Annotated in this window: 21 protein-coding genes and 1 pseudogene; 9 read left to right on the top strand and 13 right to left on the bottom strand. The window is 49.3% G+C overall.

Going from position 1 to position 20,213, the window contains the following annotated elements:
• Nucleotides 1–27: 27 nt before the first annotated feature.
• From P22_RS07120 to P22_RS07060, 13 genes are all read right to left on the bottom strand, one after another.
• A complete protein-coding gene (locus P22_RS07120; protein ID WP_054259539.1) occupies nt 28–447 on the bottom strand; it encodes a hypothetical protein in 420 nt (139 codons plus the stop codon).
• Nucleotides 448–462: 15 nt separating this feature from the next.
• Nucleotides 463–2,433, bottom strand: a complete 1,971-nt coding sequence (gene fliD / locus P22_RS07115; RefSeq protein ID WP_054259538.1) for a flagellar filament capping protein FliD — start codon at nt 2,431–2,433, stop codon at nt 463–465.
• Nucleotides 2,434–2,526: 93 nt separating this feature from the next.
• On the bottom strand, nt 2,527–3,834 hold the full coding sequence (flgL, locus tag P22_RS07110; RefSeq protein WP_054259537.1) for a flagellar hook-associated protein FlgL: 1,308 nt from the start codon (nt 3,832–3,834) through the stop codon (nt 2,527–2,529).
• Nucleotides 3,835–3,850: 16 nt separating this feature from the next.
• The gene (gene flgK / locus P22_RS07105; RefSeq protein WP_054259536.1) at nt 3,851–5,407 is read right to left on the bottom strand and encodes a flagellar hook-associated protein FlgK; all 1,557 of its coding nucleotides are present in this window, start codon (nt 5,405–5,407) and stop codon (nt 3,851–3,853) included.
• A gap of 12 nt (nt 5,408–5,419) precedes the next feature.
• Nucleotides 5,420–6,898 carry a flagellar hook-associated protein FlgK gene (gene flgK / locus P22_RS07100; protein ID WP_054259535.1) on the bottom strand — a complete coding sequence of 493 codons (1,479 nt, stop codon included), beginning with the start codon at nt 6,896–6,898 and terminating at the stop codon, nt 5,420–5,422.
• 100 nt (nt 6,899–6,998) lie between these two features.
• Nucleotides 6,999–8,306, bottom strand: a complete 1,308-nt coding sequence (locus tag P22_RS07095; protein ID WP_054259534.1) for a flagellar hook protein FlgE — start codon at nt 8,304–8,306, stop codon at nt 6,999–7,001.
• 99 nt (nt 8,307–8,405) lie between these two features.
• On the bottom strand, nt 8,406–9,020 hold the full coding sequence (locus tag P22_RS07090; protein ID WP_054259533.1) for a flagellar hook assembly protein FlgD: 615 nt from the start codon (nt 9,018–9,020) through the stop codon (nt 8,406–8,408).
• 656 nt (nt 9,021–9,676) lie between these two features.
• Nucleotides 9,677–9,931, bottom strand: a complete 255-nt coding sequence (locus P22_RS07085; RefSeq protein ID WP_054259532.1) for an SHOCT domain-containing protein — start codon at nt 9,929–9,931, stop codon at nt 9,677–9,679.
• Between the two features lies 1 nt (nt 9,932).
• Nucleotides 9,933–11,792 (bottom strand): HAMP domain-containing sensor histidine kinase, encoded by a 1,860-nt coding sequence (locus P22_RS07080; RefSeq protein WP_054259531.1) that lies wholly within the window; start codon nt 11,790–11,792, stop codon nt 9,933–9,935.
• Nucleotides 11,789–12,484, bottom strand: a complete 696-nt coding sequence (locus P22_RS07075) for a response regulator transcription factor (RefSeq protein ID WP_054259530.1) — start codon at nt 12,482–12,484, stop codon at nt 11,789–11,791. The genes P22_RS07080 and P22_RS07075 overlap by 4 nt, the downstream gene beginning before the upstream one ends.
• Before the next feature lie 108 nt (nt 12,485–12,592).
• Nucleotides 12,593–12,955, bottom strand: a complete 363-nt coding sequence (locus P22_RS07070) for a DUF2680 domain-containing protein (protein WP_054259529.1) — start codon at nt 12,953–12,955, stop codon at nt 12,593–12,595.
• A 131-nt stretch (nt 12,956–13,086) separates the two neighbouring features.
• Nucleotides 13,087–13,686, bottom strand: a complete 600-nt coding sequence (locus P22_RS07065; RefSeq protein ID WP_054259528.1) for a class I SAM-dependent methyltransferase — start codon at nt 13,684–13,686, stop codon at nt 13,087–13,089.
• Between the two features lie 39 nt (nt 13,687–13,725).
• Nucleotides 13,726–13,908, bottom strand: coding sequence for a hypothetical protein (locus P22_RS07060; RefSeq protein ID WP_054259527.1), 183 nt, complete (start codon nt 13,906–13,908; stop codon nt 13,726–13,728).
• Nucleotides 13,909–14,617: 709 nt separating this feature from the next.
• Here P22_RS07060 and P22_RS07055 point away from each other — a divergent pair.
• From P22_RS07055 to P22_RS07015, 9 genes and pseudogenes are all read left to right on the top strand, one after another.
• Nucleotides 14,618–14,932, top strand: a complete 315-nt coding sequence (locus P22_RS07055; protein ID WP_054259526.1) for a hypothetical protein — start codon at nt 14,618–14,620, stop codon at nt 14,930–14,932.
• 71 nt (nt 14,933–15,003) lie between these two features.
• On the top strand, nt 15,004–15,438 hold the full coding sequence (locus P22_RS07050) for a DUF134 domain-containing protein (RefSeq protein ID WP_054259525.1): 435 nt from the start codon (nt 15,004–15,006) through the stop codon (nt 15,436–15,438).
• Nucleotides 15,439–15,495: 57 nt separating this feature from the next.
• Complete coding sequence (locus tag P22_RS07045; RefSeq protein ID WP_054259524.1) at nt 15,496–15,885, top strand: iron-sulfur cluster assembly scaffold protein; 390 nt, start codon at nt 15,496–15,498, stop codon at nt 15,883–15,885.
• Between the two features lie 139 nt (nt 15,886–16,024).
• The gene (locus tag P22_RS07040; protein WP_054259523.1) at nt 16,025–16,270 is read left to right on the top strand and encodes a DUF5320 domain-containing protein; all 246 of its coding nucleotides are present in this window, start codon (nt 16,025–16,027) and stop codon (nt 16,268–16,270) included.
• A gap of 114 nt (nt 16,271–16,384) precedes the next feature.
• Nucleotides 16,385–17,236 carry a nucleotide-binding protein gene (locus P22_RS07035; protein ID WP_054259522.1) on the top strand — a complete coding sequence of 284 codons (852 nt, stop codon included), beginning with the start codon at nt 16,385–16,387 and terminating at the stop codon, nt 17,234–17,236.
• The gene (locus tag P22_RS07030) at nt 17,233–18,102 is read left to right on the top strand and encodes an ATP-binding protein (protein ID WP_054259521.1); all 870 of its coding nucleotides are present in this window, start codon (nt 17,233–17,235) and stop codon (nt 18,100–18,102) included. Before P22_RS07035 ends, P22_RS07030 begins: the two co-directional genes overlap by 4 nt.
• Before the next feature lie 15 nt (nt 18,103–18,117).
• Nucleotides 18,118–18,504, top strand: a pseudogene (locus tag P22_RS07025) (DUF1847 domain-containing protein); the annotation flags it as partial.
• Nucleotides 18,483–18,896, top strand: a complete 414-nt coding sequence (locus P22_RS07020) for a NifB/NifX family molybdenum-iron cluster-binding protein (RefSeq protein ID WP_235814580.1) — start codon at nt 18,483–18,485, stop codon at nt 18,894–18,896. The pseudogene P22_RS07025 and the gene P22_RS07020, both read left to right, overlap by 22 nt.
• A 36-nt stretch (nt 18,897–18,932) precedes the next feature.
• Nucleotides 18,933–20,144 carry an iron-sulfur cluster carrier protein MrpORP gene (locus P22_RS07015; RefSeq protein WP_054259518.1) on the top strand — a complete coding sequence of 404 codons (1,212 nt, stop codon included), beginning with the start codon at nt 18,933–18,935 and terminating at the stop codon, nt 20,142–20,144.
• Nucleotides 20,145–20,213: the final 69 nt, after the last annotated feature.

Here is a 20,213-nt window from a genome sequence, read left to right as displayed (position 1 = left end):
TTGTATTTGCCGTGAATTATAACTAAATTACCCCTTTACGTTCAGGCGATTACCGACAAAAGCATTTGTCTGCCATTTACGGACGTATTGCTTTTGGGCCTGACGCATTGACCGGCTCTTACACAGTTCCTCGCCAACCCGCTCCCGTTCAGTCATGGTCTGTCGCATCACCGCCTGACAAACAGCCAGTATCTCTCTTTGCTTTTCCTCCACAGTCCTTATCTCTGCAGCCAACCGTCCTTCGTCCCGCCAATTGTTATCAGCATTCAGGAGACGATCCACAGCGGCCAGTTTCTCGATTAACACCGCCCGTTCACGTAAGAGGCGGTTAAGGCCCGTCAGCTGGCGCTTGCGGACAAACCGGCCCTGCGCCTCCGTATTGGCGTGTATTTCTCCCAGAATCTCCAGTTTTGCTGCCAGGTAATTTTTAACTTCCTCTAGCTTCATGATAATCAGTCCTTTTTAGCTTGAGGAGGACAGGTAGGATTGCAGGGCCGCCAGCTGGGTGTTCATCTGGCTGAGGTAACTCTCCAGCTTAGAGTACTTGATATAAAGCGAATCCTCGTAATCGTCCAGCCGGTCTTCTTCTTCGGAAATTGCCTTCTTATATTTATCAATATTATCGCTCAACTCATTGTCGTTCTCTGTTGTGCTGCCCTCAAGACCAACCTTCTCGGCAAAAATCCCTTTATAACCCTTGGAATTGTTAAGGGTAGTAGTATACTTGCCGATGACATCGTAAAAACGGTAGGCCAGGCCCTCCTGCTTGTACCGGGTCTTTAGCTGATCAGCGTTTAAATTGCGCCACTGCTGGCCAACTCCCGGGTAATCGGTGGACTTCTGTGTGAAAAGATTAATGACGTCGGTCAGATTGTTCGTAATGGCGCTTTTTAGCTTATCCTCACTCTCAATAACTAACTTGCCGCCCTCTTTATATGTGTCGGTAGTATCGAGACCAATGTCGAAAATACTTGTATCCAGGCCACTAATAGAATCAAGCATGGTTAAACGTATCTCCGTCAAAAAACTGCGCAGCGTCGGATCGTCCTCAAGCAAGCCGGTCTTGGCCTTTGCTTCCCAATTCTTAATTTCCTCGTCGCTCATATCTTCCTTTTGATCGTCGGTAAGCGGCGGATAGTCACTGTCGTAATTTTCGGAGAGTGCGGTATTGATCGTTCCGATCAATGCGTTGTAATCTTTTACAAACCCGCTGATAAGGTTGTAAACGCTGTCCACATCCAGCGTCCCGCTTATCGTGGCGTATTCACCCGCTTTTACCTCTCCGTCTCCATCTGTATCGGTAACATCGTTAAGCGTATAGGTGACCCCATTATAATCAACCGTATTCGAGCTGCGGGTCAGTGCTACCCCATCCACCGTCAACTGGGCGTCTTGCCCTTCAGTATAGTTTTTAAGGATACTTGAACAAAAAGTACCGTTCGTATCGCTTACCGCCAGCCGATTGCCGGCCCCGGTTGCTTTAGCTTTCAACACCAGCGTGTTGGAAATCTCATCGTAGGCCAGCGTCGCCCCGCAGTTTTTCTTGTTAATCTGGTTAATAACGTCGGAAGCGGAATCATCCTGGTCAAAACTGAAGTTTACACCGTTGATAGTAAAATCCAGCCCGCCATCGGTATCGAATTTTAATCCCGTAGCGGCGGCAATATCTTTCAGCGTGGCCGTGGATATATTCAAACGGTTTGAGGTTGTGGAGCCGGTGCCAAAACCAAGTGCAGTCAAAGCGCTCGCAGCGGAATCCGAAGCAGCAGCACTAATGCTGATTTTATTCACGCCGGTATCATCAGCGGTAATGGAGACTATCCCCGGACCAGTCACACCCACCTTCAGCTTGTTACTGCCAACCGCCTTATCTATAGTCGTTTGGATGATGGTTTGAGCATCGCTGAGGCCGGCACACGAGGAAAAAGCGTTTGCATCAAAAGACACCGTATAATCCGTTCCATCTACCGTGATGTTAAAGCTCTCACCGCCAAGCTTAGCATAATCCAATGCCGAGTTTCCCTTTACATCTCCCGTAACGGCACCGCTTGTTCTGGTGGCGGCTTTGGCCAGTTTACTTACGAAAACCTTATGGCTGCCCGCACTGGCAGAACTGTTGTAAGCTGCTGAGACAGCCTTACTCGAGCTGTTAACGGTGAACTTATTAAAATTTTTTGCGGTTAACAGGCTTGTATCGGAGCTTCCGTAGAAATATTTATTATAAAAGTCTTGTACATCTGTAATAATGTCCCGATAGGCCTCCTGCTTCCATTCGGCCAGTTGCTCTTTCTGTTCCAATTTATTTAATTTTTTAGCTTTTTCAGCTGTCATAAGTTGTTCGACAACCGAGTCAACATTGAAGCCCGACATGCCGGTAACCCGGGTCGTCCCGTTGACGGTGGATGAAGATACACCACTACTGGAAGTGGACATGTTTTTTACCTCCTCGCTTATCCGGAAGATTATCGCTGGAACCCCTCCGGCCTTGATTATTTTTCGCATTCGGTGCGTAATTTTTTAACAAGTTTACACCATATAATCCACCAGTGATTTACTGATTGCCTTAGCTCCTACCGATAATGCAGCTTGATACACCACATTGGCATTGGATTGCTCAATTGATGCCTCGCTGGTATCCACATCAATCGTATCGCTCAAAAGTTCGGTATAATTGCTCTTATTATTGTTCAAGCGCTCGGACACCCTGTTCACATAGTTCATCCGTGCTCCTAATGTAGCTTGCGCCGTAGTCACTCTGTTTAAATCGGTGGATAAATCGGTTAATAAGCTGCTAAAATTAAGCGTACCGCTGGTAACCTTACCCGTCTTGGCATCATAACTTTTATAGGTAGTTTCACCGTTTAACGCCATGATAAGCTTAGACAGAGTATTGAACAAATTGGCGGTGCCGTCACCGATAACATCCTGGCCTTCGGTATTTACCCCAACTTCGGCATCATAGCCGATATTGTAGTTAATGGACTCGTCAACGCCGCTGTCGGTATAGGTATTGCCGGAATACAGCGCAGCAATGGCGTCGTCGGAGTAATTGCCGTCACATACCGTTCCCAGGCATTTGCCTTTAAAGGTTACCATCTTGGTGATACTGACAGGAACAGTAAAAGCGTCGCCATTGGAAAAACCGCCTGACGGCGCCGTCAAGGCAGCTCCCACCTTTCCCGACGCATCGGTCAAACTAACCGTCCCCCCAATGGATGTAGTAGTTCCCGTGTAGATATTGTCGCCGCAATTCATAGTAATTGTATATGTACCGTCGCTATAAGCTACATTTACGGAGTATGTACCGGCAGGCAAATCGTCACTTATACCGATATGTCTGTCGGTATAGCTGCCGGAGGCAGCGCTCACCTTTCCCGCTATGCTTTTTCCCGTCAGCGCATATGGCTCCTCGTCGGTACTGTACCCGCCAAAAATATGCCGTCCACCGTAATCGGCATTCATAAGCTGAATGATTTCTTCCAGATTCGATTCTATCTCCGCTTTAATATCCGCCAGATTACTGTCGTTTACTGTACCGTTGGCGGCCTGATTTGTCTTTTTTTGTATATCGCCGATAATTTCAGCCAAACCCGTTAGAGAGCTATCGGTTGTTTTCTGCCAGGAAGCGGCAGCCGAGGCATTACTCTTGTATTGCTCAATTTTGGCCAAATAGTCGCGGTACTTTATTGTCTGCGTAGCTACCACCGGATCGTCGGACGGCAAATCGATCTTCATTTCGCTTGCTATCCGTTCCGTGGCCTCGTTCAGGCGATTAGCCGCCGCATTGACATTCCTGATCGTATTGGTAACCATCATATTATTGGTTATTCGCATACTCATTCACCTCATTTTAATCCGATACCATATTGATGGTAGCCTCATAGATTTCACTCCAGGTTGTAACTGCTTTAGACGATGCGATATAAGCTTGCTGGTACTTGGAGAAATTGGCCATTTCTTCATTTTCCGATACCCCCGACACCGCTGCACGGCTGTCGCCAATGTACGAAACCATGTTGGTTTGGCGGTCGTTTTCCCTGGAAGCGTACGAGGTCTCCGTACCAAGAGTGGAGATAACCGAGTTGTAGTAATCCACGGGTGTTCCGCTGTTGAACATCCGTGAATCCTTGCAAATACGGAGAAGGTCGGCGGCATTTTGATTATTGCTGCCTGTTGTTGTGTCCAAACCCGAGGGTGCTTGGGAGGCCGCGGCTATTTTATTGTTATCTTTAACATCTGAGGACAGTGATATATTGGCTGCCGTAATTTTGTTGTAACGCGTCGCCGTATCCGTCCCGCCGGCCAGAAAATCGGCTGTCGATTCTCCGTCGCAGGTAAAAAAACGAACGCCGGTAGTGCCATCCAGGCCATACCCTCCGGCATGACCACCGTAATATTGCTTCCCGTCCGCATAAATTCCTTCATTAAAGGCTTTTGCAAACGTCCGGGCAAAATTATCCAATTTACTCATGTAGTAGGGGATTCCTTTACCATTGCCGGCGCTTCCGCTTCCGTCCCGAAGATCCATACACGCCTTCAGGGTACCGCTATTACTCACATTAAACGAATCGCCGGTGTCTGCCCACTTGATACCGTACATTCCGTTCTGTGCGCTGTCGTCGGTGATTGTACAGCATTCCAGCTGTCGCGCATTGTTGCCGCTGATGAGCTCCTGCCCGTTTATCGATACCGTATAGCTTGCAGTTGTCGTGCCGTCACTCGCCGTATTTATTATGTTGGCAGTTACGTTGACATCCGTCAGTTTGGAAAGCTCATCAACCAGCAAGTCCCGTCTGTCTTCCAGTTCGTTTGTGGAAGCGCCGGCGGATGCCGCCGTCGAGATTTGCTGATTAAGCTCGGTTATTTGCTTGGCATAAGAGTTGATTTGATCCACCGTTGTTTTTACCTCGTTGTTAGCATCGTTCCTGAGCTGCGTCAGCGATTTGGCGGCGGCTTTGAAATACTCGCAAACCGCATTGCCTGTCTCATAAACTTTGGCCCGGGCTGCGGAATCGCCCGCATTGGTAGACAGCGATTCCAACGCGGCATAGAAGTCTTTCATCATATTGCTGAACCCGTTATCATTGCTCGAAGTCCCGAGAGCTTTTTCTATTTCTGTCAGGTACTCCGTCTTGGTCAACCACTCGCCCAACGAACAATTTTGCTGCCAGTACTTCTGGTTAAGACGATAACTGTTCACTCTGCTAACCGAGGTGACATCGGCCCCCGCACCCACGGTATTACGGCTATAAACCGCCGCCGGACCGATGGCGACCTGATTGACTACCTGCCGTGAATAGCCGGGAGTATTCACATTACTCATATTGTTGGTGGTTGTTGCCGTTCCTATCTGGCTGGCCAATAAACCGCGGCTGGCAATAGACAATCCCGCAAAAGTTGAAGCCATTTCCCTTCCCCCTTAATCTACAGTATCAAGTAAATCACCGATCAAACCGTCTATGGTGCTTAATACCCGGGCATTGGCACTATAGGCATTCTGATATTTGATCAAGTTTGACATTTCCTCATCCAGCGAAATGCTGGAAATCGACTGTCGCTGATTGTCTACCTGGTTGACCAAAGCTTCCTGCGTTTCATAGCTGTTATTAGCATTGTCACCGAGCGTACCGACCCAGGAAACCACCGTTTTATAAAAATTGGCAGGGTTCATTGCCAGTCCGTTGAATTTAAAAATATTTTTCTCACTCAGACCGTAAATTGCATCGGAGATAGAGTTGTCGCCCGACTTAGCGCCGGCTGCCGCAGTAACAACAAGGTCCGGATCATCCAAGAGCGCAGGATTAACCTGAATATTATCGATACTCAACGGTTGACTCGAATCAATTGACGTAAAGAAAGGCAACCCCGCATTCCCTTTAAGGTCCGAACCGGAAGTATGCAAAGAATTGACTTCTTGAGCAATGGTCGTAACCAAATCGTTCAAAGCCTGACGCAAGTTGGTAATCGAACTAATAGAACCGGCAGTAAAATCATAGCGCAAACTGCTGCCGTCGATATTCTCATAGCCGGTTTGGTTGGCATCTTCCAGATAGGCGGCAATGCTCCCACTGGAAATAACCGCTCCTTTGCCCGTATCCGCCCACTTCAGACTCAACGGGTCACTCTCCGTTCCGCTTCCTTCCACTGTCAACTTGCGGGTGGTAGCGCCGTCTACCAGCGTCGCCCCGCCGATAGTGACCGTGAAAACGCCGTTAGCTTCGTTGACACGGACATCAGCCAGCGAAGACATCTGATCAATCAGAGCGTCCCGCTGGTCCCGCAGGTAGCTGGCCTCTGAACCGTTCACCTCGGCCGCACTGATTCGCTGGTTTAGTCCGGCCACTTGCTCTGCCAGTGTATTCAAACTGTCCACACCATCGGTAACCCCACTGACAGCATCTTGCTGCAATTCTTTCAATTGCTCGTCGACTTCGGACATTCCCTTGAGTAGTTTTGCGGCAGCGTCGGTAACCGCCTGCCGACTAGTTCTGTTGTCAGCACCTCCGGACAAGGTATCCCAACGGCTAAAAAATTTATTGATAAGCTCTTGCAAACCGTCGCTGGAAGTGCCATCGTCAGCGTCAAATTCCCCCAGCAGTTTCTGCATATATTCCAAATTGCCGTTTTTTACTGCCCAATGGCTGTAGTCGCTGTTTTCGGTGCGGTAAGCAGCATCCAGAAGTGCATCGCGGGCCCGGGTAATCGACGCCACATCGACGCCGCTACTCCGTGTCGTTCCGTCCGTCTGGGTGACACTCGTATCGCGATTGGCCACCCGTACCCGCGAAGCCCCATTGGTGTTGACATTGGCTAGATTATTGCTTGACGCAGTCAGAGCGGCCTGACTGGCCCTCATCCCCGATTGGGAAATACTGTAAGTACCAAAAGTCGAAATCATTTCTGCTTCTCCCTTTCGAAAGTACTACCACATGCCGGTTGCAGGAATTGTTCCCGCAACCGGCATGTCAAAAAAATTCTTACGTTCCAGGTGTTAACCGTTATTTCATATTAATAAGAGACTGCAACATATCATCGGAAGTGGAAATAACTTTGCTGCTGGCTTGATAGGCACGCTGAGTAATCATCATATTGCTGAATTCCTGTGCCAAATCGACATTGGACATCTCCAGACAGCTGGTCCCCAGTGCAGATGTACCGCCGTCACCGGCGGCATAGTAACTCACAGTGCCGGAGTTAGCCGATGCTTTATACAGATTGTTACCCGTTTTTTCCAAACCGGCAGGGTTAGTGAATGTGCCTAATGCCACTTGCCCCAAAATCTGGGTTTTATTATTGTTATAGGTGCCAATGATTTCTCCGTTCGCATTGAAGCCGAAGCTCTGCAACGTCCCAGTCGTGTAACCGTCCTGAGTAGCGCTAACGCCTGATGTACTATTGCCGGTCGTAATTTTGCTCAAATCACCTTTTACAGTAAACGGAGCCGTTCCGACGCCGCTGCCCGGTGTCACGGTTTGCGTCGTTGGAGTAGTAGGACTGGTTAGATTGCCACTTTTGTCAAATTGGACGTAGCCGCTGGAAGGAGAAATGGTTCCATTCGAGCAAGTATCCTCATAATACCAACTGGTTACCGGGTTATTAGAATCGGTGTTATTGGTATAGCACTTATACCAATTTCTCGTAACGTTGTAGGCGTTGCCCTGGGTATCGTAATACGTCACACTTGTTGTCGCATCGGGCGTAGTGGGAACGGTGCCGATATTGTCCAAAGCTGTTCCGTGTGCCGTTTTCGAAGAATTGAGAACACCACTGTAAGCGGCCTCTGAAGTTTGGTTGGCAGCCATCGTCTTTTTATTGCCAACGTAATCATCGGAATAAAAATTGAGCGGCTCGGGCTCGCCGTTTGTTATGATATTGCCGTTGGCATCCTTTTTCATCCATCCGCACACTTGTTTCCCGCCAATCATCAGATTGCCAGCCAAATCCCATCCTATATCGCCTTCCCGGGTATATGAGTAAGTGCCGTCGCCGTTAGCTACTACGAAAAAGCCATCGCCGCTAATGGCTAAATCAGTAGCGATACCAGTATACTGAGTACTGCCTGGAGTCATATTGGTACTCGTACCGGAAACACCGACACCAGAACCGATTTGCGAAGGATTAGTGCCGCCTGAATTCGCTGTAGCACCGGAAGCGCTTCTAATAGTCTGGCTGAGAAGATCACTAAAAGTGGTCCTTTGGCTTTTGTAGCCGGTAGTATTGACATTGGCAATATTGTTAGCGATGTTATTTAGACCCGTAGTCTGCGATTTCATTCCTGAAACTGCAGAAAAAAACGCGCTCATCATAATGAATATTCCTCCTAGTACTATCTCTTCTGTCGTTCGGAAATAGTTTTCAGCCCCCGCAGGCGGTCCGGCTGATTATATTTCTTGGTATACACCTGTTTAAGAGCTTGACGAACTGTCGGCCACCTTAACGACCGAACTCAACCCTACTAACTCACCGTCAACGGAGAGGTACGCAGTTCCATCTTGGATAACTACCGAATCCACCTTTCCGGTTTTCTCGGTGGTTTTCCCCGCAGAATCGACGGTTTGATAGGTCACGGTTTTGCCTATCAGGCTATACGCTTCGGAATTAGCAATCTTATCCGTGTTGGCCGTCTTAAGGACCGAGCTCAATTCTACTAACTCGCCGCCAACGGAGAGATACGTAGTTCCATTGCTTGTAATTACTGAGTCCACCGTCCCGCCTTTCAGCACGGTTTCCCCTGTGGAATCGGTTGCTTGATAGATCACACTTTTGCCAATCATATCGTAAGCTTGAACGCTGTCCATCGCTGAATGGATGTTTTCCATCTCACTTAACGAGCTAAACTGCGCCATTTGGGCTACATATTCGGTACTGCTTACCGGGTCTGTTGGATCTTGATACTTAAGCTCAGATGCCAACAGGTTGATGAAATCCTCAAATTGGAGATCGCTGTTAGATTTGTTGGTACTTGAACTGCCAGACTTGTAATAATTTGACGTACTGGAAACCGCATCGACATTACTCATTACACTTTCCTCCTCATTTTTTCGATATACGTTGCCAAACTATACTCTCGAATGGGCTAAACGCATTCACTAATACTATCGGAAAAATACACTGGTATTGGCTTAATTACAGGATTTATGTATCATTTAGTTTTTGATTTGAATTTAATAATAAAAAGCCACAAGGTTTGGAACTAGATATCGCTATAAGCGTTACAATCAGGAATTAACTTCAGTAGAATAATGCCTTAATGAAATTTTTATAGAACAAAAAAAGAGAGCTCATTCAGGATGTCAATTCGAATCACCCTGAACAAGCTCATAATATATAAATTTATCCTTAGCAATCTCTATGTTGTAAGGAGAAAAATTTAACTTACCCTTTCTGCATAATACGGCGCCCACACAAAAGGGCTGACCACAATGTGAAGGTCAGCCCTTTTATCGATGATCTTTTTTTTCATCAGCCAATTATGCAAAGTTGACGGTAGGCGGAAAGCATGCCAAGGGCTGGTGCGCCGTCTGCACTCGCTAGGGCGATAGGTCCGTAGGTGGCCAAGTGGGTAATTTATCCGTATTCCTGAAAAAGAAAACCGGACCTGTGGCCCGGTATGAGGAATCGTCAATATTGGCAAATCAAATAACAGCCATCGCTAATCCGTTGCATCGAACAACGACTATAATAAATCTTGTTTCATCTTTTCAAATTCTTCCCGGCTGATTTCTCCTTTGGCATAACGCTCTTTTAAAATTTCCAGGGCCGTTCGTGATTCCCCTGCCGGCCGGTTTTCCTGGCTTACCAGTATGAGCTTTCGCCCCAGGATAAAACCGCCCCACAAAATAAGGCCCCAAAATATAAGCATCGGTAGCATCATAAATATTCCGCCCCCGAACCAGCCTCCGGCTCCGGGACCGCCAAACCATGCACACATGTTATTTCACCTCTTGTGTATTGTTTCTTTCAACCGGAAACCGTATGGTAAAGGCCGTGCCTTCGCCACAGACGCTAGCTACATCTACCGTCGCTCCGTGCAATTCGATAATCTGTCTGGCAATGGCCAGCCCCAATCCCGTGCCTCCGCTGGCACGGGATTTATCCGCTTTATAAAAGCGTTCCCAGACATGCGGCAGGTCTTCCGCTGCAATGCCCATACCTGTATCGGCAATGGTCAGCACTGCGGCTTTGTCTTCGACCACCAGACGAGTAGTAATTTGACCACCCGCCGGCGTAAATTTCAGGGCATTATCCATCAAAATCAGCACCAATTGGGTCAGCCGGTCACCATCCCCTCTGATGCTCGGAACAACCGGATCAGTGTCAACCGCCAGCGTAACCCCCTGGGCTTCACTTTTCTGTTTCAACAACGTGTTCACATTATCCACCACTTCTCCCAGCGAAACATCTTCCAACTCTAATACAATCCCGTTCGCCTGCAGCTGACTTAAATCCAATAGGTCGGCAATCAGTTTTTCCAGCCGCTGGATTTCGTCCCCCATGATGCGGTAATATTTTTTTACCTTTGCCGGGTCGGTGATGGTGCCATCCTGCAGAGCCTGGTTATAGCCGTGCAAGATGGTAAGCGGTGTCCTCAGTTCATGCGACACATTAGCCACAAACTCCCGGCGCATGTTTTCAGTCACTTCCATCTGCCGGACATAGTCCCCCAGGTCTTGGGCTAAAGAATTTAGAGAATGCCCCAGTTCGCCCACTTCATCACAGTCAGCTACCGTCACCCGCCGCGCATAATCACCGCGGGCCATGGCCGCCGCTGTTTCTTTCATGGCTTTCAACGGCCGTACGATACCACGGGCCATATAGGCGGCCAAGCCCATGGCAAACAGGATGGCCGCCAAACCGGCATAAGCTAGATAAGCATAGACATGCTGTAAAAAACCGTCAAATTCCGTAAGCGGCGCATTGATCATAACCGTACCGTTCATACTTCCGTCCGAGCGTTGAAGGGGAACGGCCACGATGAGCATATTTTCTTCATAATAGGGGTGATAATAGGTCTTAGCCCAAACCTGACCATAGTTGGCTTGTACCGCCTGAATAATTTCCGACATTCCTGTAATGTCTGTTAAACTGACGGCGGCACCAGAGGCTGCCTGCGACTCTTTTCCCATATCAAGAACAAGGGGAAAGTTTCCCTGAGCTGTCTGTTCCCTGTTAATTGTCAGTGCCTGGTCTACCGCAAGCTGACTTGCAATCGCCGGCAGTGATGGTACAGTTGCATTGAAGGATGATTGTACCGGCTGCCCGTCCGATAAACCAGGACGTCCCCCCATGCCATGGCCACGCATTCTCTTTTGCCTGCCTTGCCCGCCATCAACAGAGCCGTTATTACTATCACCCGATTGATTGGATTGCTGCCAGGGTGGGCCCATCATCATACCGCCTTGATTACCGGCAGGGTCGCAATTCCGCCAGCCGGGACGCATGGGACTGGGTCTTATAACCGGCGCCGGCCGGCGCTGCCTTGCGGCTTCTCTGGGCTGTTCTTCGGACACGGTAATCAGGTTTAACTCCTGGTCCACTACCCAAACCCGCGCATCCAAGAAACTGTCCACACTATTAACAAAGTTATGCAGCTGTTCCCGCGTAATCTGCCCGTCATAGTAGGCATTGACCATTCGTGCCATTTCATACGCCTTATCGGTAAGTTCGTGCCGTTTACTGGCAATAAAGTAGTCGCGAATAAGAATGGAGCCGCCGATACCAACCCCGGCCAACACCAGAACGACCACCGCCATAAACGCTGCCAGCAGTTTATATTGCAGGGATACTTTCACTTTCTCACCTCAAACTTATAGCCAATGCCCCAGATTGTTTTTATATCCCATGGTGTATCCGTCCCGGCTCCCAGCTTTTTGCGCAGACGTTTGACATGGGTATCCACAGTACGGGTATCCCCGGTATAGCTATAATCCCACACTAGTTTTAACAACTGTTCCCGGGATAATACTTTACCAGCGTGGGAAGCAAGCTGCCACAATACTTCCAGTTCTTTATTGGCTAATGCGACGGGTTGTCCAGAGACCGTCACGCTGTGTTCGGCCATATTGATGGTAAGGTCGGGAAAAGCAAGGCTGTCGTTAGGCGCATACTGCTGAGGCGCGGCCGTCCGCCGCAACACAGCTTTGACCCGGGCCACCATTTCTCGCGGATTGAAAGGTTTGGCCACATAGTCGTCGGCACCAATTTCCAGCCCCAGAATACGGTCGTCATCCTGCGTCCGGGCGGTAAGCATAATAATCGGCACAGTAGAAACCTTACGAATTTGCCGGCATACCTCTATACCATCAAGAACAGGCATCATAATATCCAGAATGACAATATCCGGCTGCACTTCCTGCAAGGCAAGGAGCGCAGCAGCGCCGTCGGCCGCCTCGGCCACGGTAAACTCCGCCTGCTTAAAGTAAAGCGACAGCAATTCCCGGATTTGTTCTTCATCGTCGACAATCAATACCGTTTTGCCATCCATCGTATCACCTCTTAGCCAAGTACTTGCTATTACTATACCATAGGCCCTACCGTGAAAAAAGAGCCTGGCCGCTTACCCGGCAGGCTCTTGGATAATGAGGCCTGTTGTCTACCAGTTACGACAATTGCCGCCCATGCCGCTGCCGCGCATATGCCCCATCATTCCCGGACCAGCGCCGTTAGCGATGCGCTGCTCCATCCAGGAAATTTGCTGATTGGCCTGGTCTTGCGTAAGCCAGCCCCATTCTACTTGTTTAGCCAGCATCTCTTTTCTTTGTTCCAGCCACTGCTGCCGCCAGGTGTCAATCTGCGCTTTCTGCTCATCGGTCAAGTTATTCTGGTACATCCCATAAAAAGGACAATTGCCAACTCCGGCAGCTTGCGCCGGCACTTGCGCCTGAGCGGCCATTGCCAAACCGCTGCATGCTACCACCAACAAAGCCACCATCGCGATTAAAGTTACTTTTTTCATAGAAAACAACCTCCTTTCCTCTCGTGATTTAGTATAAATGATCAGTATGGCCAAAATGAGGCCAAATTCGGAACAAACTAGGAACTTTGCAGGATAATATCGTTTATCGCCGTATTGTAATGTAAAAACAATCAATGCCCTAAAGCCATACCCACTATAGCCCTTTCGCCTATCACTGCATACATCTCGGCATTCACGGCCATCTGCTGCAGGTTGGTAAATCCGCACTGCCGCAATACGTCGGCCACGTCCCCACTATCCAGTCTGTGCTCCAGGGGCGGTCCCATCATGCTGTGCTGCTTGGCCCACTCAATAGTGACAATCCGACCGGTAGGCTGCAGTATTCTTGCCACTTCCCGAAAAAAAGCCAAGGGCTCTTCCGCCTCATGCGCAACCAGGCAGGCAAAAGCATACCCTACCGTTTGATCGGCCAGCACAAAATCATTTTCCCTTACCTGTACAAGTTCTACATTCGTCAAGTGGTTTTCTCTGATCTTACTTTTTGTCTCTTCAATCATTTCCGCCATAATGTCCAGGCCGTATACCTTGCCTTGACTGCCAACGATCCGGGCGGCCGGCAACGTAAAATAGCCGATGCCGCAGCCGATATCGGCCATGATGTCGCCACTCTTTAATCCCAGACGACGCAGTGTTTCTTCCGGCGGAAGGAGTTTGCGCCGCTGCGGGTTGTCCAACTTATGCTTGCTTTCCATGTTAAATTTATGTACCATACCATCTCATCCTTTCGGTATCGGTTTTAATCCCTGAAGCTATGATAATACTACCACGCGGGCTGTAATCACATGCGCCCACAAAGGCTGGAAAATCCCCGTTAATCCGGTACAAAATGTGTTACGGCGAAAAGCATGTATCGTTTTTACCGCTACCATAGCAACAATCAGCGTAGTCACCGTCAATAACAGCGGCGCGGGCCACGCCAACAGTATCACCATAAGACACTGTTAACAGAATCAAGCCGACTCCAAAGTGCAAACCTAAGACTTGTACTTTCCTTCACCCAAAAACCACACCCTCTGGAGATGATGCCGTGCTTCAGCACGCGGTCGGCACTTCGTGGCGGTCGTTTTTTTCAATGCCCTGTCCGGTACGTTCGCCTATATCAGGCAGAAAAAATATATTATGACGCAGCCATCCGGTTTAGCCTGGTAACCCTGCCGGGAGCCGTACTCGGCAGTTACCCGACGCATTCTTTTACCAGCCGCAGTTTTTATGTCAGCTTCGGTATGTTACTGGTTTGGTGCTGGGCTCGAAAATGATACTAAGCAAATGACAATATATTCTTGACATCAACCTACTAAAAATTATATATTAATTATGAAATATATTCCACAATTAATTGTTAAATCATAAGGTACAACGCAGTATCAGTTAATTAGTTTTCTCTGCTCCTCACGGAATGCCGGAAAAGAAGTAATAAACGGTGATAACAAAACATAATGGGCATGGCTGCCGCGACCATACATGCGGGAAATTCGTCATTATTATCAATAGGGAATATCCTCCCGCAAGGGCATCGACTATTAATTGTTAGCAGAGAAGGCCGGTTTGGCATCATCGTAAAAGGTGGTAATATAAAAACAGGCGATGTGGTAGCCTTGTTGATATCCCCGTTTCATGATTAAAATAAAGAAGGTGATCATAATGCTGATTACGCGTGTTATTCGTGCCCCTCGTCCCAACACCATTGGTTTATTACTGCGACGGATGCCACCGGAAGCAAGAAAACAAGTAGAAGACACACATTTTGATGCAATAGGTCTTATTCAAACGGATCTTCCCAGCTTATTTTACTACACGGATATCGGCCAAAAAGCAGGGAACGTTATCGCCGTTGAAGTCGTTGGAAACTGCCCTCAGCATGTGAATACGATGGCTTTATTAGGCAGTAATGAGGCAGTGAACGCGGCCATCACAGCAATCCATGCTGTTGAAAAGCAAAAAGAAACATCGATCTAATTTCTTGACATTTCTCGCTTGATATAATATATTAATTATGAAATATAGTTCATAATTTGAAAGGAGCACTTATGGGCCGTCCACATAAAGAACGTCGAGTTGAACAACTGCCGCCAGTGACTCACTACAAGCCCGCCGGAGTTCCCCTGCGCATGCTGGAAGAAGTGACTTTAACCATTGAGGAAATGGAAGCCATTCGCCTGGCGGATATTGAACAGTTGGACCAGGGGGCGGCAGCGGAACGTATGGAAGTATCCCGCCCCACCTTTCACCGGATTATCAGTACGGCACATCAAAAAATAGCATCAGCCTTATGGCAGGGCCATGCCCTGCGGGTAGACGGCGGCAATTTCCGCATTGCCCACCGTTGCCAAACCAGTCTGCGCCATTTTACCTGTCAGACCTGTGGTCACAAATGGACCTTGCCCCGCGGGACCGGGCAACGCTGCCAGGATTTAAAGTGTCCTGCGTGCCAGGCTTCCAATGCATGCCGGGACGAAGAATAAAAATTTTATCCTAATTATGAAATATATTTCACGGAATAAGCAACAAGGAGGTCTCCCATGTATTCCGAAAAGGTAATTGAGCATTTCCTGTCACCCCAAAACGCCTGGTACATGCCGGATGCGGACGGAGTCGGCAGAATCGGCGAACCCGGCTGCGGCGACAATTGCATGATCTTTATCAAAGTCCGGGAAGGAATCATTCACGATATCAGTTTTCTTATTTTCGGTTGCGGAGCCGCCATCGCTTCCGGCAGCATGACAACCGTCCTCGCTAAGGGAAAAACCCTTCAGGCTGCTCTGGAAATCACGGAACAGGATATCATTGACGCGCTGGACGGCTTACCCGAGGCGAAACAACACTGTTCAAATCTCGGCACGGCGGCTTTGCGCGCGGCCATCCAGGATTATTTGATCAAGCAGGGGCAAACCTCGGAAGAGTACCGCTAAATTTCTAGCATGATACAGGCTCCTAATGGAAACCATTCTGATTACCAAATAAACATCGATTTCATATAATATAAGTTGCTGTATTTTTTTAATTTGATTATGAAATATAGTTCAAGTTTTGCGAGAGGAGGTGATTTTTATGCCAAGAGGAGATGGAACAGGCCCTATGGGCAATGGACCACTAGGCCGCGGGCGCGGCGGCTGCCAACGAATGGGGTTTGGCAATCGCTTTGGCACTGGCTTTGGTCGCGGCAGACAAGGCGGCTTCGGCTTTGCCGGTAATACTTCCGCAATGCCTGAACCCCTGGAAGAACAAGCCGAACGCTTGGAAGCACAAGCGGCTAACCTACGGAATCTAGCCAGGCAAAACCGCAAGGCCGAATAATCATTCCCACCTGGCTCTTCGCTATCATAGCCACAAAGAGATTTACTTCTCATCTCCCCATCAAGATAGTAAAGAGCCCCCCTTTTATTCATCCCCGCAAAAGGAGGAACTCCTATGCTGATTAGCATTGCCAGCGGTAAAGGCGGCACCGGCAAAACCACGCTAGCCCTGCTGCTGGCCGCTTCGCATTCCAATATTACGCTAGTCGACTGCGATGTCGAAGAGCCGAACTGCCATTTGTTTTTACAACCAACATGGCAAGACCCCGGTTACGAAGTTACCGTCACCATTCCGCACATTGATTCCGCGTTGTGCAATGGCTGCGGTGCCTGCTCCGCTGTTTGCCTGTTTAATGCCATTGCGATTACCGGTAAAACCGCGTTATTATTTGACGAATTATGCCACAGTTGCGGCGGCTGCCTGCTCGCCTGCCGGCAACAGGCCATAAGCGAAGAACCAAAAACCATTGGCACCCTGATGACTGGAACGTCCGTGGCGCATCCCGGCGTTCATGTAGTGAGTGGCACACTAAAAATCGGTACACCCAGTGCCGTGCCGCTCATCAAGAAGATGCGGCAAGAAACTGCCAAGCTTGCTGGAGACGTCTTACTGGATTGCCCGCCCGGCACCTCCTGCTCCATGGTCACTGCCGTCAAAAACAGCGACTTTTGTCTTCTGGTTACCGAACCAACTCCTTTTGGCAGGCATGACCTGGAATTAGCCATGAATATTACCCGCCTGCTCCAAATCCCGACAGGTGTTGTGATTAATAAAAGCGACACGGCCAGCGGCGATGAAAGCATTGAAGCCTTGTGCGACAGCCGCCGGATTCCCGTCTTGGCCAAAATCCCCCACAGTCTTTCCTTTGCTGAACAATATGCCGCCGGCTGCATACCGAATGAATTCCAAACCATCGCCGCCGCTATCTGGCGTCAACTTACGTCCGAAAGGAGTACGGAAGCATGAAAGAACTCGTCATTGTCAGCGGCAAAGGCGGTACCGGCAAAACCAGCATCAGCGCCGCACTTGCCTTCCTGGCTCCGCAAAAAGTACTCGTAGACTGCGACGTCGATGCGGCGAATTTTCATTTAATCAGTGGCGCTGCCATTTGTGAAACCCATGCGTTTACAGCCGGATTTCAACCGCATATTGAGGAAAAGGTCTGCACCCGTTGCAGCAAATGCACCGATTTATGCCGGTTTGAAGCCATTACCGCCGGCGTGATCACAACGCCGCTCAATTGCGAAGGCTGCGGCGTATGCGCCTTTAACTGCCCGGAACATGCCATCAGCATGCAGGAAAAACAAGCGGGACACTGGTTTGTGTCCGATACCCGCTTGGGCTGCTTAATTCACGCAGAACTTGGCCTATCGGTAGAAAACTCCGGCAAATTAGTGAGCAAAGTGCGACAGGAAGCAAAAAAAATTGCTGAGAGCCGTCATCTGCCGCTTATTATCACCGATGGACCGCCCGGCATCGGCTGCCCGGCCATCGCTGCTCTGTCCGGCGCCAGTTTAGCGCTGGCGGTCGTGGAACCATCCGTATCCGGTATGCATGACCTGGCCCGGCTAGCCGATTTAGTGGCGCACTTTCAATTGCCTATGGCTGTATGCATCAACAAGAGTACACTGCACCCGAAAAATACACGGCAAATGATAACCTGGTGCCAGAGCAAAGACATTCCTGTCTTCGGCCAGATTCCCTATAGCAACGCCTTTCGCAGTGCTGTGCTATCCGGTAAAACCGTATTGGAACTACCGGAAAATGACGTCAAAGACGAGCTGACAAAATTATGGCAAACCCTCGCCAGCCAATTAAACATTCAAAGGTAAAGCGTAAAGTTTGCCCAGGAGATGGGCTGTACCGCCATCGACGTAGCCTTTTGCATCGGGTTAGCCAAAGAAGCCAAATATATTGTGCAATATTTCCAAAAGTTTTTTACCGTGCACTCCGTATGCTGCAAAGTCTGCGGGTTCGATAAACACCAGCTTGATCTGGAACAACTCAAAGCGGACCGCTATGAAGCTATGTGCAATCCGGCCATACAGGCCAACATCTTAAACGACGCAAACACGGAATTAAACTTTGCCGTCGGTCTTTGCGTAGAACATGACATGATTTTTAACCGTCACTCCACGGCTCCGGTATCCACACTCGTAGCCAAAGACCGCCTGCTGTCCCAAAATCCCTTGGGAGCTATTTATGCTGGCTATTGCCTTGGTTTAACAGACTAATAACAAGAAAGCGAGGAAAACTAATGAAAATTGCCATTACGGCCCATGGCGAAGACCGACAGGCAACCGTCGATTCCCGATTCGGCCGGGCCGACTATTTCGTCCTCTATGATGAGGAGAAAGACGCCTGGACTGCTCTGCCCAATACGCAAAACCTGGAAGCCGCCCACGGGGCGGGTATTCAGGCAGGCCAGACGCTGGCCAAAACCGGTGCCAGGGTCCTCATCACCGGTCATGTCGGCCCCAAAGCCTTTAAAGTGCTGCAGGCCGAACAAATCGCCATGTATTCTCTGGGCGAAATGAACGGCACCGCGGCAGAGGCTCTGGCAGCTTTTCAATCCGGCAAGCTGACGGCCATCGCCGTACCAAACGCGCTGGATATGAAAAAATAGTATAACTTCACAAAAACTAAGGAGATGGATTTCAAAATGTCCTGTAACACCACAAACCATGAGTTTGACGCACAAACCAAAAAGATCAACCAGTTTTTGCAAAAGGTCGATCACAAAATTGTCGTTATGAGCGGCAAGGGCGGTGTCGGCAAAAGTACGGTTGCCACCAACCTGGCAGTGTTTTTGAGCAACCAGGGTTATCAGGTCGGCCTGCTGGATGTGGATGTGCACGGTCCCAGCATCGCCGGGCTGCTGGGACTTACCGGCTTTAAACTCAATTTTAGCGGCAACCTGATTCAGCCTTACCATTATACCGACAAGTTAAAAGTCGTATCCATCCAAGGTTTATTGGAGCAGCCTGACGACCCGCTCATCTGGCGCGGCCCGGTAAAAATCGGCATTATTCGTCAGTTTTTGGCGGATGTAAACTGGGGTCCACTTGATTTTCTCATCATTGACAGTCCGCCCGGAACAGGTGATGAGCCACTGACAGTAGCCCAAACCGTTACCGGCTGCCAGGCTGTCATCGTAACAACCCCGCAAGAAATCGCTTTGGCGGATGTGCGCAAATCCATCCAGTTTTGCCGGAAAGTCAATATGCCGGTGTTGGGGCTTATTGAAAATATGAGTGGGTTTGTCTGTCCTACCTGCGGCAGCCTGCATGCCATCTTTAAAAGCGGCGGCGGCGAAAAAACGGCCTCCGCCTCAAGCATTCCCTTCCTGGGGCGACTGCCGATTGATCCCGGCGTAGTCACCGCCGGCGATGCCGGCCAGGCTATTGACAGCTTAACCACTCATACCAAAGAAGAAATGCAGCATGTTGTAGACCAAATGCTGCAGCAACTTCCCAATAAACAGAAAGGTGCTGATGTAACCATGAAAATTGCCATTCCGTTAGCTGGAGGAAAACTTTGTACTCATTTTGGCCACTGCGAACAATTTGCCATCGTCACTGTAGAAAACGGCAAGATTGCCAAACAAGAAACCCTGACCCCGCCGCCGCATGCACCTGGCGTCATTCCCAACTGGGTAGCCGACCAGGGCTGCACCGACATTTTAGTTGGCGGCATGGGCGAAGCGGCCCAGGCGATTCTGCAGGAACGCGGCATCAAGGTCACCTGTGGCGCCCCATCGGACACGCCGGAAAACCTGGTTGCCCTCTATCTGCGTGGCGAACTTATCGACTCTGGCAATGCCTGCGGCCATGACCATGACGATCACCACGGTCATGGCTGTGGCGGCCACTAAGTAAAATCGATAAGGCGCATCGGGAACGACGTTACATCATTCTGGATGCGCCTTTATCCATGCAAAATC

The sequence above is a fragment of the Propionispora sp. 2/2-37 genome, from assembly GCF_001298735.1.
Taxonomy (GTDB): Bacteria; Bacillota; Negativicutes; order Propionisporales; family Propionisporaceae; genus Propionispora.
The sequence above is the reverse complement of the archived record's forward strand: the minus strand, read 5'-3'. Positions and strand labels throughout refer to the sequence as shown.

Coding starts and splice junctions, on each gene's coding strand:
- P22_RS07120 (WP_054259539.1), bottom strand. CDS start 447: ATGAAGCTAGAGGAAGTTAAAAATTACCTGGCAGCAAAACTGGAGATT.
- fliD (WP_054259538.1), bottom strand. CDS start 2,433: ATGTCCACTTCCAGTAGTGGTGTATCTTCATCCACCGTCAACGGGACG.
- flgL (WP_054259537.1), bottom strand. CDS start 3,834: ATGCGAATAACCAATAATATGATGGTTACCAATACGATCAGGAATGTC.
- flgK (WP_054259536.1), bottom strand. CDS start 5,407: ATGGCTTCAACTTTTGCGGGATTGTCTATTGCCAGCCGCGGTTTATTG.
- flgK (WP_054259535.1), bottom strand. CDS start 6,898: ATGATTTCGACTTTTGGTACTTACAGTATTTCCCAATCGGGGATGAGG.
- P22_RS07095 (WP_054259534.1), bottom strand. CDS start 8,306: ATGATGAGCGCGTTTTTTTCTGCAGTTTCAGGAATGAAATCGCAGACT.
- P22_RS07090 (WP_054259533.1), bottom strand. CDS start 9,020: ATGAGTAATGTCGATGCGGTTTCCAGTACGTCAAATTATTACAAGTCT.
- P22_RS07085 (WP_054259532.1), bottom strand. CDS start 9,931: ATGTGTGCATGGTTTGGCGGTCCCGGAGCCGGAGGCTGGTTCGGGGGC.
- P22_RS07075 (WP_054259530.1), bottom strand. CDS start 12,484: ATGGATGGCAAAACGGTATTGATTGTCGACGATGAAGAACAAATCCGG.
- P22_RS07070 (WP_054259529.1), bottom strand. CDS start 12,955: ATGAAAAAAGTAACTTTAATCGCGATGGTGGCTTTGTTGGTGGTAGCA.
- P22_RS07065 (WP_054259528.1), bottom strand. CDS start 13,686: ATGGTACATAAATTTAACATGGAAAGCAAGCATAAGTTGGACAACCCG.
- P22_RS07060 (WP_054259527.1), bottom strand. CDS start 13,908: ATGGTGATACTGTTGGCGTGGCCCGCGCCGCTGTTATTGACGGTGACT.
- P22_RS07055 (WP_054259526.1), top strand. CDS start 14,618: ATGCTGATTACGCGTGTTATTCGTGCCCCTCGTCCCAACACCATTGGT.
- P22_RS07050 (WP_054259525.1), top strand. CDS start 15,004: ATGGGCCGTCCACATAAAGAACGTCGAGTTGAACAACTGCCGCCAGTG.
- P22_RS07045 (WP_054259524.1), top strand. CDS start 15,496: ATGTATTCCGAAAAGGTAATTGAGCATTTCCTGTCACCCCAAAACGCC.
- P22_RS07040 (WP_054259523.1), top strand. CDS start 16,025: ATGCCAAGAGGAGATGGAACAGGCCCTATGGGCAATGGACCACTAGGC.
- P22_RS07035 (WP_054259522.1), top strand. CDS start 16,385: ATGCTGATTAGCATTGCCAGCGGTAAAGGCGGCACCGGCAAAACCACG.
- P22_RS07030 (WP_054259521.1), top strand. CDS start 17,233: ATGAAAGAACTCGTCATTGTCAGCGGCAAAGGCGGTACCGGCAAAACC.
- P22_RS07015 (WP_054259518.1), top strand. CDS start 18,933: ATGTCCTGTAACACCACAAACCATGAGTTTGACGCACAAACCAAAAAG.